At 70.8% G+C, this 16,835-nt stretch carries 2 protein-coding genes and 1 pseudogene; all 3 read left to right on the top strand.

Annotation, left to right across the window (positions count from 1 at the left end; all coding sequences use genetic code 11):
- Nucleotides 1-3: 3 nt before the first annotated feature.
- Nucleotides 4-6,651 carry a type I polyketide synthase gene (locus OG562_RS04350; RefSeq protein ID WP_266393768.1) on the top strand — a complete coding sequence of 2,216 codons (6,648 nt, stop codon included), beginning with the start codon at nt 4-6 and terminating at the stop codon, nt 6,649-6,651.
- A gap of 203 nt (nt 6,652-6,854) precedes the next feature.
- Complete coding sequence (locus OG562_RS04345) at nt 6,855-13,235, top strand: type I polyketide synthase (protein WP_266393766.1); 6,381 nt, start codon at nt 6,855-6,857, stop codon at nt 13,233-13,235.
- Nucleotides 13,141-16,772, top strand: a pseudogene (locus tag OG562_RS04340) (type I polyketide synthase); the annotation flags it as partial. The gene OG562_RS04345 and the pseudogene OG562_RS04340, both read left to right, overlap by 95 nt.
- Nucleotides 16,773-16,835 lie beyond the last annotated feature (63 nt).

Here is a 16,835-nt window from a genome sequence, read left to right as displayed (position 1 = left end):
ATCGTGTCCGAACACAGTGGCAGCGCCGGCGCCTCCCCGCTGTTCCCCTCGCCCGACGCCGTGCTGCCCTGGGTTCTGACGGGCCCCACGAGCATCGCCGTGCGGGCCCGGGCCCGGGCGCTGCACGCACATCTGACCGGACACCCCGGCTGGACGCGCGCCGGCGTCGCGCACGCGCTCGCCACGGCCGCCGACCGCGCGGCCGACACGGTGTGCCGGGCCGTCGTGCTCGCCGCCGACGACGCCCAGGCGCTCCGGGCGCTGGAGGCCCTGTCCGACGGGGAACAGCACCCCGCCCTGGTCACCGGCGAACCCGACACCCCCGCCCACCGCATCCCCCACGCCGGCCCCGTCTTCGTCTTCCCGGGCCAGGGCTCGCAGTGGCCCGGCATGGCGCGTGAACTCCTCGAGGCGTCACCGGTGTTCGCCCGGCAGCTGCACGACTGCGCGGACGCCTTCGCTCCCTATCTGGACCACTCGCTCCTGGACTCCGTGACCGGCGCACCGGACGGACCCCCGCTCGACGGCGCCGACGTCGTCCAGCCCGCCCTCTTCGCCGTCATGCTCTCGCTGGTCGCCCTCTGGCGCGCGGCCGGCGTCGAACCGGCCGCCGTCCTCGGACACAGCCTCGGCGAACTGGCCGCCGCCCAGGTGGCGGGCGCCCTCTCGCTCGACGACAGCGCCCGCGTCGTGGCCCGCTGGAGTCAGGCCCAGGCCACCCTGACGGGCCTCGGCGACATGGTCTCCGTCCTGATGCCCGAGGACCGGGTCGCCGAACTCCTCGCACTGCGCTGGCCAGGACGCCTCGTCGTCGCCGCGGAGAACAGCCCCGGCTCGGCCGTCGTCTCCGGGGACGCCGACGCGGTCGCCGAACTCGTCGCCCACCTCACCGCCCGGGGCGTCCACGCCCGGCGCGTCGACGTGGGGCTCGCCGCGCACTCCCCGCACATCGACGGGATCCTCGCCCGGATGCGCGAGGACTTCGCCCCGATCCGCGCCAGGAACCCGCACCTGCCGTTCTACTCCGCGCTCCTCGGCGGTCGACTCGACGGCCTGGCCACCGACGCGGCCTACTGGTGCCGCAACCTGCGCTCCAAGGTGAGCTTCGCGGCCGCGACCCGCGCCGCCCTGGACGACGGACACCGCACCCTCATCGAGGTCAGCCCGCACCCGGTGCTCACCTCCGCCATGGAGGTCACCGCCACCGCCGCCGGCCGCCCGGTCACCGTCCTGGGCACCGTACGCCGTGGCGACGGAGGACCCGCGCGCTTCCTCGCCTCGCTCGGCGAACTCCTCACCGCCGGCGACGACGCCGACGTCCAGGCCGTCCTGCCCGCCGCCGAAGACCACACCCTCCGGCTGCCCGCGGACGTCCTCGACGCCGCCCCCGCCGCCGACGACGACGCCACACCCGCCACGGACGAAGCCGGATCCGCGCTGCGCACCCGGCTGTCCGCGCTGCCCCCGGCCGAGCGCCGGGCCGAACTCCTCATCCTGGTACGCGCGCACACCGCCGCCGTCCTCTTCCCCGACGACGACAACGCCGCCCGAACCCTCGACGCCCGGCGCGCCTTCCGCGACCTCGGCGTCGCCTCCCTGGCCGCCGTCGGCATCCGCGACCGCCTGCGCGCCGCCACCGGAACGCGACTGTCACCGACGGCCGTCTTCGACCACCCCACCCCCGCCGCCCTCGCCGACCACCTGGACACGGAACTCTTCGGCGAGCCCCACGACACCACCGACACCGACACCATCGATCTCGCCTCCGCCGCCCCGGCCGTCCTGGACGAACCCATCGCCATCGTCGGCATGGCCTGCCGCTACCCCGGAGACATCTCCACGCCCGCCGACCTCTGGCAGGCCGTCGCCTCAGGGAGCGACATGATCGGCGGCCTCCCCGCCGACCGTGGATGGAACATCGCCGACGGCTACGACCCCGAACTCCGCGGCCCCGGCCGGTTCTCCCAGCGAGAGGGCGGATTCCTGCACGACGCCGCCGAGTTCGACGCGGAACTCTTCGGGATCTCCCCTCGCGAGGCGCTCGCCATGGACCCCCAGCAGCGGCTCGCCCTGGAGTCGGCATGGGAGGCGATCGAGGACGCCGGACTCGACGCCGGCACGCTGAAGGGCTCCCGCACCGGGGTGTACCTCGGCCTCATCACCCAGGACTACGGCCCCCGCTCCGGCGAGCCCACCCCGGAGGCGGGTCAGGTGGAGGGCTACGCCTTCCTCGGCAGCACCGGCAGCGTGGCGTCGGGCCGCATCTCCTACGTCCTCGGTCTCGAGGGCCCGTCCCTGACCATCGACACGGCCTGCTCCTCCTCCCTGGTCGCCCTGCACCAGGCCTGCCAGGCGCTGCGCACCGCCGAGTGCGATCTGGCGCTCGTCGGCGGCGTCACCGTCATGCCGAGCACCGGCATGCTCGTCGAGTTCTCCCGCCAGCGCGGCCTGGCCCCCGACGGGCGGTGCAAGGCGTTCTCCGCCGCCGCCGACGGATTCGGCCTCGCCGAGGGTGCGGGGATGCTGTTGGTGGAGCGGTTGTCGGATGCGCGGCGGTTGGGGCATCGGGTGTGGGCGGTGGTGCGGGGGAGTGCGGTGAATCAGGACGGTGCGTCGAACGGGTTGAGTGCGCCGAGTGGTCCGGCGCAGCAGCGGGTGATCCGGCAGGCGTTGGTGAATGCGGGTCTGCAGGCGGGTCAGGTGGATGCGGTGGAGGCGCATGGTACGGGTACGCGGTTGGGTGATCCGATCGAGGCGCAGGCGTTGCAGGCGGTGTACGGGCAGGCGCGTGGGGATGGGCAGCGGCCGTTGTGGTTGGGGTCGTTGAAGTCGAACATCGGGCATGCGCAGGCTGCTGCGGGTGTGGGCGGTGTGATCAAGATGGTGATGGCGTTGCGGGCGGGTGTGCTGCCGCGGACGTTGCATGTGGAGGAGCCGTCGTCGCACATCGACTGGTCGGCGGGTGAGGTGCGTCTGCTGGCGGAGGAGCAGGAGTGGCCCGCGACGAGTGAGCCGCGCCGGGCCGGAGTCTCCTCGTTCGGCGTGAGCGGCACCAACGCCCATGTCCTCATCGAAGAGGCGCCCGAAAGCGCCCCCACCGAGCGGGAAGCGGGCCGCAACGCCCCTTCGACCCCCGAACTGCCCTGGGTGCTCTCGGCCGCGTCGGCTGACGGCCTGAGGGCCCAGGCGGCGAAGCTGCGGGAGTTCCTCGTCGAGCGGCCCGAACTGTCGCCCGCCGACGTCGCCTTGTCGCTCGCCACCCGACGCACCGCTCTCGACCACCGCGCCGTCGTCCTCGGCGCCGACCGGACGGAACTCCTCACCGGCCTCGACGACCTCGCCGCCGTCCGGCAGACCCGCCGCACCGTGGTCGGCGGCACGCCCGCGTACCCCCGTAACCCTGTGTTCGTGTTTCCGGGGCAGGGGGCGCAGTGGGTGGGTATGGCGGTGGAGTTGTTGGGGGCGTCGCCGGTGTTCGCGTGGTGGATGGGGGCGTGTGGGGAGGCGTTGGGGGAGTTTGTGGAGTGGGATCTGTTGGAGGTGGTGGGGTCGGGTGATGAGGGTGTGTTGGGGGCTGTGGATGTGGTGCAGCCGGTGTTGTGGGCGGTGATGGTGTCGTTGGCGGGTGTGTGGCGGGCGTGTGGGGTGGAGCCGGGTGCGGTGGTGGGGCATTCGCAGGGGGAGATTGCGGCGGCGGTGGTGTCGGGTGGTCTGTCGTTGCGTGAGGGTGCGCGGGTGGTGGCGTTGCGGAGTCGGGTGATCGGGGGGTCGTTGGCGGGTCGGGGTGGGATGGCTTCGGTGGTGTTGTCGGAGGGTGAGGTGCGGGGGCGGTTGGCGGGTTGGGAGGGGCGGTTGTGGTTGGCGGCGGTGAATGGGCCGTCGTCGTGTGTGGTGTGTGGGGGTGTGGATGTGTTGGAGGAGTTTTTGGGGGGGTTGGAGGGTGAGGGGGTGAGGGTGCGTCGGGTGGCGGTGGATTATGCGTCGCATTCGGCGGTGGTGGAGGAGGTGGAGGGTGTGTTGGCTGGTGTGTTGGGGGGTGTTGAGGCGTGTGGTGGTGGGGTGCCGTTTTATTCGACGGTGACGGGTGGGTTGTTGGAGACGGGGTTGTTGGACGGGGGGTATTGGTATCGGAATCTGCGGGAGACGGTGTGTTTCGAGGGGACGGTGCGGGGGTTGGCGGGGCGGGGGTTCGATGGGTTTGTGGAGGTGAGTGCGCATCCGGTGTTGGCGGTGGGGGTGCAGGAGACGTTGGATGCGGTGGGGGTGCGGGGTGTGGTGGTGGGGTCGTTGCGTCGGGGTGAGGGTGGTGTGCGGCGGTTGTTGTCGTCGTTGGGCGAGGCGTGGGCGGGGGGTGTGGACGTCGACTGGACGGCCGTTCTGCCGGCCGCGCGTCCGGTGGAGTTGCCGACGTACGCCTTCCAACGAGAGCGCTACTGGCTCGACAGCACCTCCCGGGCCCCCGGCCGAACCGGCGCCGACGAGGACGCCGCCTTCTGGGACGCCGTGGAGAACGCCGACCTCAACAGCTTCGCCGACGCCCTCGCCGTACCCGCCGACGCCCCGCTCACGGCCGTGCTGCCCGCGCTGGCGGACTGGCGGCAGCGCACCCGCGCCGAGCACACCGTGGACGACTGGCGCTACCGCGTCACCTGGCAGCGGCTGCCCGAGCCCGCCACACCGGCCAACCTCAGCGGACACTGGTTCGTCGCGATCCCCGCAGGCCACCGTGAGCACCCGCTGGTCGCCACCGCGCTCCAGGCCCTGGAGGACGCCGGCGCCCAGACCGTTCCCCTGGAACTCACCGACGCCGACGCCGACCGCGACCGGCTCACGGAGCGACTGCGCAAGGCCGTCGCGGACCAAGGCGCCGCACCCGCGGGCGTGCTGTCCCTCCTCGCCCTGGACGAGAGCCGCCATCCCGACCTTCCCGCTCTGGCCACCGGCCTCGCCACCACCCTGTCCCTCATCCGCGCCCTCGGCCGTGCCGAGGTGACCGCGCCCCTGTGGCTCGCCACCGCCGAAGCGGTCGCGGCAGGCGGCGCCGAACACCCGCAGCATCCGCTGCAGAGTCTGGTCTGGGGCCTCGGACAGGTCGCCGCCCTCGAACACCCCGCCCGCTGGGGCGGCTTGGTCGACGTGAGCGCCGAGCCCGACGAGCGGACGGGGCTGCGGCTGTGCGCCGCCCTGGCCGGCCACGGAGCCGAGGACCAGCTGGCCGTCCGCCCCTCCGGCACCTTCGTACGACGGCTCGTCCACGCCGGCGCCGACGAACGCCCCGCCCACCGCGGCTGGCGACCCCGCGGCACCGTCGTCGTCACCGGCGGCACGGGCGCCCTCGGCGTCGTACTCGCCCGATGGCTGGCCGAGAACGGAGCCGAACACCTCGTCCTCACCGGCCGCCGGGGCCCCGACGCCCCGGGCGCGGCCCGCCTACGGGACGAACTGACCGCCGCCGGCGCACGGGTGACCCTCGCCGCCTGCGACACCGCCGACCGTGAGGCCGTCAGGCAACTGCTGGACCGGCTCGCCGCCGACGGCGAGACGGTACGCGCGGTCCTGCACGCCGCCGGCGTCGCCGACCTCACCTCCATCGAGGACACCGGCCCCGAGGCCTTCGCCGCCGGCATCGCCGCCAAGGTCGACGGAGCACTGCACCTCACCGAACTCCTCGACCACAGCGAGCTGGACGCCTTCGTCCTCTTCTCCTCCATCGCCGGCGTGTGGGGCAGCGGCGACCACGCCGCCTACGCCGCCGCCAACGCGCACCTCAACGCGCTCGCCGAGGCCAACCGGGCCCGGGGCATCCCCACCGTCTCGGTGGCCTGGGGCGTGTGGAACGCCTTCGGCGTCCAGGGCTCCGGCGGCATCTCCGAAGCCATCGACACCGACCAGCTGCACCGGCGCGGCCTGCCGATGATCGAACCGGAACTCGGTCTCACCGCCCTGCAGCGCGCCCTGGACCGGGACGAGACCTTCCTGACCGTCGCACCCGTCGCCTGGGACCGGTTCTTCCCCCTGTTCAGCGCGGCCCGCCCCCACCCTCTGTTCGACGACCTCCCGCAGGTCCGGGCGCTGGCTGCACCGGAACCCCGCATCCTCGCCACGGACGGCGCCACGGCCGGACCGACCGGCACGCTGGGCGCGGAACTCACCGCCCTCCCGGCCGCCGACCGGGAGAGCGCCCTGCTCGGCGCGGTCCGCGCCGAGGCGGCCGCCGTCCTCGGATTCGAACGTCCGGAACACCTGGAACCCGACCGCGCCTTCCGCGACGTCGGCTTCGACTCACTGACCGCGATGGAACTGCGCAACCGGCTGGGGGTCGCCACCGGCCTCACCCTGCCCGCCTCCCTCGTCTTCGACCACCCCACCCCGCTCGCCGTCGCCCACCACCTCAGGACCGAACTGTTCGGCCCCGACACAGCCGACGCCGGCTCCGTGCTCGGCGAACTCGACCAGCTGGCGAAGCGACTGGACGACCTGGACCCCGACGGGAACACCCGGCTGGAGGTCACCCTGCGTCTGCGGTCCCTCCTGACGCGCTGGACCGACGAGAGCGGCGCCCAGCCGACCGCCCGACAGGCGGCGAACGAACTCGAGTCGGCCAGCGTCGACGAGGTCCTCGCCTTCATCGACAGCGAACTCGGCAGCTGACTGCACCGACAGCACACCGCACCACGTACCACGTACTACGCACCACGTACTACGCACCACGTACCACTCGTCTCCGACGAAATCTCCACAACGCAACGCAACGCAACTCGCGACGCATCTCCGCAACGCATCTCGGCAGACGCAACTCCGCAACGAAGTCTTTGCAGCGACATGTTTTCGACGAACCACGGGGGCTGGAACTGATGGCGGATCACGACAAGCTGGTGGACTACCTGAAGCGGGTCACGGCTGATCTGCACCAGACGAAGCAGCGCCTGCGCGAGTACGAGGCCCAGGACGCCGAGCCGATCGCCATCGTCGGCATCGGCTGCCGCTACCCCGGAGAAGTCGCCTCGCCCGACGACCTGTGGCGGCTCGTGCGCGACGGCGTCGACGCCGTCGGCGGCCTCCCCACCGACCGCGGCTGGGACGTCGACGCCCTCTACGACCCCGACCCCGACCGCCCCGGCACCACCTACGCCCGAGAAGGCGGATACCTCACCGGCGCCACCGAGTTCGACGCGGACTTCTTCGGCATCTCACCCCGCGAGGCCCTCGCCATGGACCCCCAGCAGCGCCTCGTACTCGAAGTGGCCTGGGAGAGCGTAGAGCGCGCCGGCATCGACCCCGCCACCCTGAAGGGCTCCCGCACCGGCGTCTTCGTCGGCTGCAACTACCAGGAATACCGGGCCCGGCTCACCGAGGTGCCGGAGGGACTCGAAGGCCATCTGGTCACCGGCAGCGTCTCCAGCGTCGTCTCCGGCCGTGTCTCCTACGTCCTCGGTCTCGAGGGCCCCGCGCTGACCGTCGACACGGCCTGCTCCTCCTCCCTCATCACCCTGCACCTCGCCTGCGAAGCGCTGCGCCGCAAGGAGTGCACCATGGCGCTCGCGGGCGGTGTCGCCGTCATGAGCACCCCGCACACCGTCACCGGCTTCAGCCGCCAGCGGGGGCTCGCGGCTGACGGGCGGTGCAAGGCGTTCTCCGCCGCCGCCGACGGCATGGGCTTCGGCGAGGGTGCGGGAATGCTTCTGCTGGAGCGGTTGTCGGATGCGCGGCGGTTGGGGCATCGGGTTTGGGCGGTGGTGCGGGGCAGTGCGGTGAATCAGGACGGTGCGTCGAACGGGTTGAGTGCGCCGAGTGGTCCGGCGCAGCAGCGGGTGATCCGGCAGGCGTTGGTGAATGCGGGTCTGCAGGCGGGTCAGGTGGATGCGGTGGAGGCGCATGGTACGGGTACGCGGTTGGGTGATCCGATCGAGGCGCAGGCGTTGCAGGCGGTGTACGGGCAGGCGCGTGGGGATGGGCAGGGGCCGTTGTGGTTGGGGTCGTTGAAGTCGAACATCGGGCATGCGCAGGCCGCTGCGGGTGTGGGTGGTGTGATCAAGATGGTGATGGCGTTGCGGGCGGGTGTGCTGCCGCGGACGTTGCATGTGGAGGAGCCGTCGTCGCACATCGACTGGTCGGCGGGTGAGGTGCGTCTGCTGGCGGAGGAGCAGGAGTGGCCCGCGTCGGGTGAGCCGCGCCGGGCGGGCGTCTCGTCGTTCGGGATCAGCGGCACCAACGCTCACGTCATCCTCGAAGAGGCTCCGACCGCTGAGCCCGTCGACGCCGGGGAACCGGCCGTAGCCGAGGGACCCGGCGAGGCCGAGGGCCTCGTGGGCGCCGAGGCGCTGTTGTCGGCAGAGAACGAGCTCGTCCCCTGGCCGATCTCCGCCGCCTCGCCGGAGGCTCTGCGCGGCCAGGCGGCGAAGCTGCGGGACTTCCTCGTCGAGCGGCCTGAACTGTCGCCCGCCGCCATCGGCCACGCCCTCGCCACCACCCGCTCCGCCCTCGCGCACCGTGCCGTAGTCGTCGGCGCCGACCGCGAAGAACTCATGGCCGCACTGGACTCCCTCGCCGCCGGCCGCCCCGGAGCGGGCCTGGTCAGGGGCGTCGCCGATGCCGGCACCAACCCTGTGTTCGTGTTTCCGGGGCAGGGGGCGCAGTGGGTTGGTATGGCGGTGGAGTTGTTGGGGGCGTCGCCGGTGTTCGCGTGGTGGATGGGGGCGTGTGGGGAGGCGTTGGGGGAGTTTGTGGAGTGGGATCTGTTGGAGGTGGTGGGGTCGGGTGATGAGGGTGTGTTGGGGGCTGTGGATGTGGTGCAGCCGGTGTTGTGGGCGGTGATGGTGTCGTTGGCGGGTGTGTGGCGGGCGTGTGGGGTGGAGCCGGGTGCGGTGGTGGGGCATTCGCAGGGGGAGATTGCGGCGGCGGTGGTGTCGGGTGGTCTGTCGTTGCGTGAGGGTGCGCGGGTGGTGGCGTTGCGGAGTCGGGTGATCGGGGGGTCGTTGGCGGGTCGGGGTGGGATGGCTTCGGTGGTGTTGTCGGAGGGTGAGGTGCGGGGGCGGTTGGCGGGTTGGGAGGGGCGGTTGTGGTTGGCGGCGGTGAATGGGCCGTCGTCGTGTGTGGTGTGTGGGGGTGTGGATGTGTTGGAGGAGTTTTTGGGGGGGTTGGAGGGTGAGGGGGTGAGGGTGCGTCGGGTGGCGGTGGATTATGCGTCGCATTCGGCGGTGGTGGAGGAGGTGGAGGGTGTGTTGGCTGGTGTGTTGGGGGGTGTTGAGGCGTGTGGTGGTGGGGTGCCGTTTTATTCGACGGTGACGGGTGGGTTGTTGGAGACGGGGTTGTTGGACGGGGGGTATTGGTATCGGAATCTGCGGGAGACGGTGTGTTTCGAGGGGACGGTGCGGGGGTTGGCGGGGCGGGGGTTCGATGGGTTTGTGGAGGTGAGTGCGCATCCGGTGTTGGCGGTGGGGGTGCAGGAGACGTTGGATGCGGTGGGGGTGCGGGGTGTGGTGGTGGGGTCGTTGCGTCGGGGTGAGGGTGGTGTGCGGCGGTTGTTGTCGTCGTTGGGCGAGGCGTGGGCGGGGGGTGTGGACGTCGACTGGACGGCCGTTCTGCCGGCCGCGCGTCCGGTGGAGTTGCCGACGTACGCCTTCCAACGAGAGCGCTACTGGCTGGATGCGCCTGTTGGTTCCGGTGATGTGACGGCTGTGGGCCTCGACTCCGTCGGCCATGGGCTGTTGGGTGCGACGGTGGCGCTTGCGGGGAGCGGCGGATCGGTGCTGACCGGTCGTGTTTCGTTGGCGTCGCATGCGTGGCTGGCTGATCACGCGGTGCGTGGTGTGGTTCTGGTGCCGGGTGCGGCGTTGGTGGAGTTGGCGTTGCGGGCGGGTGAGGAGGTGGGCTGCGATCGCCTGGAGGAGCTGACGCTGCAGGCGCCGCTGGTGTTGCCGGGGGCGGGTGGTGTGCAGGTTCAGGTGGTTGTCGGTGGTGCGGGTGAGGGGGGTGTGCGGGAGGTTGGTGTGTATTCCCGGTTGGAGGTGGCCGGGGGCGGGGGTGTGTGGACGTTGCATGGGAGTGGTGTTCTGGGTTCGGGTGGTGGGTCGGGTGGTGGTGTGGATCTGTCGGTGTGGCCGCCGAGGGGTGCGGTGTCGGTGGATGTACGGGACTTCTACGAGGGTCTGGCGGGGCGGGGGTATGAGTACGGGCCTGCGTTCCAGGGGTTGCGTGGGGTGTGGCGGCGTGGTGACGAGGTGTTCGCGGAGGTGGTGTTGCCGGAGGTGGTGGCGGGGTCTGTAGGGGAGTTCGGTCTGCACCCCGCTCTCCTCGACGCCGGCCTCCAGTCCGGCCTGACCAGCCTCTTCGCGCCCGCAGACGACCACGAAACCAGCAACCGGCTGCCGTTCTCGTGGCGGGGCGTGACACTCCACGCGGTCGGCGCGACATCCCTGCGCGTACGCATGGCGCCCGCCGCTGGCGACCGGGCCACGGTGACCCTCGATGTGGCGGATGCGTCGGGTGCGCCGGTGGCTTCGGTGGAGGAGCTGGTGACTCGGGAGGTGTCGGAGGAGCAGCTTGCTGCTGCGGCGGTGGCGGTGGCTTCGGTGGGTGGGTCGGGTGCTGAGTCGTTGTTCCGGGTGGAGTGGGTTCCGGTTCCGGTTCCGGGTTCGGGTTCGGGTTCGGGTTCGGGGGCTGGTTCGGTTTCGGGTGGGGTGGTGTCGGATGAGTCGGTGGTGGTGTGGGAGTGCCCGGTGCTTGAGGGTGGGGTTGTGGAGGTGGCTCGTGAGGGGTTGGTGCGGGTGTTGGAGGTGGTGCAGGGGTGGCTGGCCGATGAGGAGTCGGCTGGTCGGCGGTTGGTGATTGTCACGCGGGGTGCGGTGGCCGCCGGCGCCGGCGCCGGTGCTGGTGGTGCGGTTGTGGATGTGCGGTGGGCTGGTGTGTGGGGTTTGGTGCGGTCGGCGCAGGCGGAGCATCCGGGTCGGTTGGTGTTGGGTGATGTTTCTGTCGATGCGGGTGTGGAGGCGGTTGAGGCGGGGTTGGCGTCGGGTGAGGCGCAGTGGGCGGTGCGGGAGGGTGTGGTGTTGGCGCCGCGTCTTGCCCGGGCTGGGTTCTCTGTCGGTGATGTGCCTTCGGCCGGTGTCGTGTTCGGTGGGGGTGCGGTGTTGGTGACGGGTGCGTCGGGTGTCTTGGGTGGTGTGGTGGCCCGGCATCTGGTGGGTGTGCACGGGGTGCGGGACTTGCTCCTGGTGAGTCGGCGTGGTCTGGGGGCCGAGGGTGTGGGGGAGTTGGTGCGGGAGTTGACGGGGATGGGGGCTCGGGTGGAGGTGGTGGCGTGTGATGTGGCTGATCGTGACGGGTTGGCGGGTGTGTTGTCGGGTCGGGTGTTGTCGGGTGTGGTGCATGCGGCGGGTGTGCTGGACGACGGGGTGGTGGAGTCGTTGGACGGGGGGAGGTTGGGTGCGGTGTTGGCGCCGAAGGTGGATGCGGCGTGGCATCTGCATGAGCTGACCCGGGACATGGACCTCTCCGCCTTCGTTCTCTTCTCTGCGGGCGCCGGCACACTGGGGACGGCGGGTCAGGCGGGTTATGCGGCGGGGAATGTGTTCCTGGACGCGTTGGCGCAGGCGCGTCGGGCGGAGGGTCTGCCCGGTCTCTCGCTCGCCTGGGGCCTGTGGGCGCAGAAGAGCGCGATGACCGGCACGCTCGACGAGACCGACCTGAAGAGGCTGGCCCGGCTGGGTGTCGTACCCATGGAGTCGGACAAGGCTCTCGCCCTCTTCGACGCGGCGATCGCCGCCGACGACTCCTTCCTTCTTCCTATGGGGCTCGATCTGGCGGCCCTGCGGCAGCGCGCTGCCGTCGACGAGGTACCCCCGCTGCTGCGCGGCCTGGTGCCGCAGCGCGTCAGGCGGCAGGCCGTCGGCGCCGGTGCCCCGGCCTTCGAGGGCGAACTCGGCCGCCGACTGGCCGAGATGAGCGGAACACAGCGGCAGGCGTTTCTCCTTGACATGGTCCGAGGCGAGGTGGCCGCCGTACTGGGGCATGCCTCGCCGGACGCCATCGAAGCCGAGCGCGCTTTCAAGGACATCGGCTTCGACTCCCTCACGGCGGTCGAGTTCCGTAATCGGCTCGGTGCCGCCACCGGTCTGCGCCTGCCCGCGACTCTCGTCTTCGACCACCCCAACTCCGCCGCGGTGGTGCGACTTCTGTCATCCGAACTGGGTGGCGCAGCGACCTCCGCGACCGACGCTCCGATACGGCCACGTTCTGCCGCCACCGACGACGAGCCGATGGCGATCATCGCCATGAGCTGCCGTTTCCCCGGCGATGTGGCGTCCCCGGAGGAACTCTGGGACCTGGTGCTCGCAGGCAAGGACGCCATCACCGCGATGCCCGACGACCGGGGCTGGAACCATGAGTCCCTCTATGACCCGACACCGGGCGTCCCCGGCCGGATCTACGCCCGTGAGGGTGGGTTTCTGGGGGGCGCGGCGGAGTTCGATGCGGGGTTCTTTGGTATTTCGCCGCGTGAGGCGTTGGCGATGGATCCGCAGCAGCGGTTGTTGTTGGAGGTGTCGTGGGAGGCGTTTGAGCGGGCGGGTGTGGATCCGGTGGGGTTGCGGGGGAGTCGTACGGGTGTGTTCGCGGGGGTGATGTATCACGATTACGGGTCGCGGTTGGGTGTGGGTGCGGTGCCGGAGGGGGTGGAGGGGTACGTCGGCAACGGGAGTGCGGGGAGTATCGCGACGGGTCGGATCGCTTACACGTTCGGGCTGGAGGGTCCGGCGGTGACGGTGGACACGGCGTGTTCGTCGTCGTTGGTGGCGTTGCATCTGGCGATGCAGGCGATCCGGCAGGGTGAGTGCACGATGGCCCTCGCCGGCGGCGTCACCGTCATGTCGTCCGTCGAGATGTTCCTCGAGTTCAGCCGCCAGCGAGCCATCGCACCGGATGCCCGGTGCAAGGCGTTCGGCTCGGGGGCGAACGGAGCCGGGTTCAGCGAGGGTGCGGGGATGCTGCTGGTGGAACGGTTGTCGGATGCGCGGCGGTTGGGGCATCCCGTTCTGGCTGTGGTGCGGGGCAGCGCGATCAATCAGGACGGTGCGTCGAACGGGCTGACGGCGCCGAGCGGTCCGTCGCAGCAGCGGGTGAGCCGGGTTGTCGGCGGGTCAGGTGGATGCGGTGGAGGCGCACGGGACGGGCACGACGTTGGGGGATCCGATCGAGGCGCAGGCCCTCTTGGCGACGTATGGGCAGGAGCGGGCTGATGCCGGGCGGCCGTTGTGGTTGGGGTCGTTGAAGTCGAATATCGGGCATGCGCAGGCTGCTGCGGGTGTGGGTGGTGTGATCAAGATGGTGATGGCGTTGCGGGCGGGTGTGCTGCCGCGGACGTTGCATGTGGAGGAGCCGTCGTCGCACATCGACTGGTCGGCGGGTGAGGTGCGTCTGCTGGCGGAGGAGCAGGAGTGGCCTGCGACGGGTGAGCCGCGCCGGGCCGGCGTGTCGTCCTTCGGAGCCAGTGGGACCAACGCGCATGTGATCTTGGAGCAGGCGCCTGGTCAGGAGCTGGACGCGGAGGTGGAGGCGCCGGGGCTGGTGGATGGGGTGGTTGATGGGTCGGTGGTGCCGTGGGTGATCAGTGGCGGGTCTGAGTCGGCGTTGGTGGCTCAGGCGGGGCGGTTGCGGTCGTTCGTGGCGCGGCGGCCGGGGGTGCGGCCGGTGGATGTGGCGTTCTCGCTGGCCACGGAGCGTGGTGTGCTGGAGCACCGGGCGGTGGTGGTGGGCGCCGATCGGGAGGAGTTGCTGGCGGGGCTTGCTTCTGTGACGTCGTCGGAACCGGTCGTCGGGGGCATGTCGGCGTTCTTGTTCACGGGGCAGGGTGCGCAGCGGCTGGGTATGGGCCGGGAGCTGGCGCGTACGTTCCCGGTGTTCGCGAGGGTGTTGGATGAGGTTTTGGGGGTGTTGGAGCCGCTGGTGGCGGGGTCGGGGGTGCTGCGGGATGTGATGTGGGGCGAGGACGCGGGTGTGTTGGCGCGGACGGAGTTCGCGCAGCCTGCGTTGTTCGCGTTGGAGGTGGCGCTGTTCCGGCTGCTGGAGTCGTGGGGGATCCGTCCGGACATGGTGGCGGGGCATTCGATCGGTGAGATCGCGGCCGCGCATCTGGCGGGGGTCTTCTCGCTGGAGGATGCCTGTGTTCTGGTCGCGGCTCGTGGCCGGCTGATGCAGCGGCTGCCTTCCGGCGGTGCGATGGCCGCGGTGGAGGCGGGCGAGGACGAGGTGCGTGGGCTGTTGGCGGGGCGTGAGCACGAGGTGGGCGTCGCGGCCGTGAACGGGCCGGCCTCTCTCGTCGTCTCCGGTGTGGAGGCGGCTGTTGAGCGGGTGGTGGAAGTTCTGGCGGGGCGGGGGCGTCGGGTGCGACGGTTGGCGGTGAGTCATGCCTTCCACTCCCCGTTGATGGAGCCGATGCTGGACGATTTCCGCGCGGTCCTCGAGGGTCTGCGCTTCACCGCTCCGACGCTGCCGTTCGTGTCGGCGGTGACGGGCGCCGTCGTGGGCGAGGAGATCGCCACCGCTGACTACTGGGTGCGGCACGTACGCGAGGCGGTGCGTTTCTCGGACGCCGTCGTCGTTCTGTATGGCCAGGGTGCGCGGGTGTTCGTGGAGGTGGGTCCGGACGCGGTGCTGGCCGGGCTGGTCGGTCAGTGCCTCCAGGACGTGGCGAGTGTGCCGGTGTTGCGGCGTGATCGGGACGAGGCGCGGTCGGTGATGTCGGCTGTGGGGCGGTTGCATGCGGCCGGCATGGCGGTGGACTGGAACATGGTGGTGCCGGGTGGTCGGCGGGTGGAGTTGCCGACGTATGCCTTCCAGCGGGAGCGGTACTGGCTCGATGCACCTGTTGGCGTTGGTGACGTGACGGCTGCGGGTCTGGGGTCTCCTGGTCATGGTCTGTTGGGTGCGTCGGTGGCGCTTGCGGGCAGTGGGGGGACCGTGTTGACCGGGCGTGTCTCGCTGGCGTCGCATGCGTGGTTGGCCGATCACGCGGTGCGTGGTGTGGTTCTGGTGCCGGGTGCGGCTTTGGTGGAGTTGGCGTTGCGGGCGGGTGAGGAGGTGGGCTGCGATCGCCTGGAGGAGCTGACGTTGCAGACGCCGCTGGTGTTGCCCGAGACGGGCGCGGTCCAGCTTCAGGTGTCGGTCGGGAACGCTGATGCGGAGGGACACCGGACATTCGAGATTCACTCACGGCCCGAGATCGACACAGGAGAGGCGACCGGCTGGTCCTGCAACGGCCGCGGCACGCTTGCTCCAGCAGATGAGGACTCGGTCCTCACAGGTCCGCAGGTCTGGCCTCCTCAGGGTGCGGTGTCGGTGGATGTACGGGACTTCTACGAGGGTCTGGCGGGGCGGGGGTATGAGTACGGGCCTGCGTTCCAGGGGTTGCGTGGGGTGTGGCGGCGTGGTGACGAGGTGTTCGCGGAGGTGACGTTGCCGGAGGAGGCAGCAGGGTCTGCGGCGGAGTTCGGTCTGCACCCGGCTCTCCTCGACGCGGCCCTGCACGCCATGAACTTCACGTCGGTGGCCGACGGCATGGCTACACCGCTGCCGTTTGCCTGGTCGGGCGTGTCGTTGTATGCGACGGGTGCGAGGGCGGTGCGGGTGTGTGTGTCGGTGGTCGAGCGTGGTGGTGTGGTGGGGGTGGCTCTGTTCGATGAGGGCGGTCTGCCGGTGGCTTCAGTCGAGTCCTTGACTCTTCGGGAGGTGTCGGAGGAGCAGCTTGCTGCTGCGGCGGTGGCGGTGGCTTCGGTGGGTGGGTCGGGTGCTGACTCGTTGTTCCGGGTGGAGTGGGTTCCGGTTCCGGTTCCGGGTTCGGGTTCGGGTTGGGGGGCTGGTTCGGTTTCGGGTGGGGTGGTGCTGGATGAGTCGGTGGTGGTGTGGGAGTGCCCGGTGCTTGAGGGTGGGGTTGTGGAGGTGGCTCGTGAGGGGTTGGTGCGGGTGTTGGAGGTGGTGCAGGGGTGGCTGGCCGATGAGGAGTCGGTCGGTCGGCGATTGGTGATTGTCACGCGGGGTGCGGTTGCCGCTGGCGGCAGTGCCGCTGCTGGTGGTGCGGTTGTGGATGTGCGGTGGGCTGGTGTGTGGGGTTTGGTGCGGTCGGCGCAGGCGGAGCATCCGGGTCGGTTGGTGTTGGGTGATGTTTCTGTCGATGCGGGTGTGGAGGCGATTGAGGCGGGGTTGGCGTCGGGTGAGGCGCAGTGGGCGGTGCGGGAGGGTGTGGTGTTGGTGCCGCGTCTTGCCCGGGCTGAGCTCGTTTCGTCCGTTGTTCCCGCCGGTGTCGTGTTCGGTGGGGGTGCGGTGTTGGTGACGGGTGCGTCGGGTGTCTTGGGTGGTGTGGTGGCCCGGCATCTGGTGGGTGTGCACGGGGTGCGGGAGTTGGTGTTGGTGAGTCGGCGTGGTCTGGGGGCCGAGGGTGTGGGGGAGTTGGTGCGGGAGTTGACGGGGATGGGGGCTCGGGTGGAGGTGGTGGCGTGTGATGTGGCTGATCGTGACGGGTTGGCGGGTGTGTTGTCGGGTCGGGTGTTGTCGGGTGTGGTGCATGCGGCGGGTGTGCTGGACGACGGGGTGGTGGAGTCGTTGGACGGGGGAGGTTGGGTGCGGTGTTGGCGCCGAAGGTGGATGCGGCGTGGCATCTGCATGAGCTGACGCGGGGTATGGGCTTGTCGGCGTTCGTGTTGTTCTCGTCGGCGGCCGGTGTGTTCGGGACGGCGGGTCAGGCGGGTTATGCGGCGGGGAATGTGTTCCTGGACGCGTTGGCGCAGGCGCGTCGGGCGGAGGGTCTGCCGGGTCTGTCGTTGGCGTGGGGTCTGTGGGCGCGG

Origin of the sequence: Streptomyces sp. NBC_01275, from assembly GCF_026340655.1 — a bacterium.
Classification (GTDB): Bacteria; Actinomycetota; Actinomycetes; order Streptomycetales; family Streptomycetaceae; genus Streptomyces.
The sequence above is the reverse complement of the archived record's forward strand: the minus strand, read 5'-3'. Positions and strand labels throughout refer to the sequence as shown.

Bases quoted from the DNA above. Each gene is read 5' to 3' on its own strand.
- OG562_RS04345 (WP_266393766.1), top strand. From the start codon at position 6,855: ATGGCGGATCACGACAAGCTGGTGGACTACCTGAAGCGGGTCACGGCT.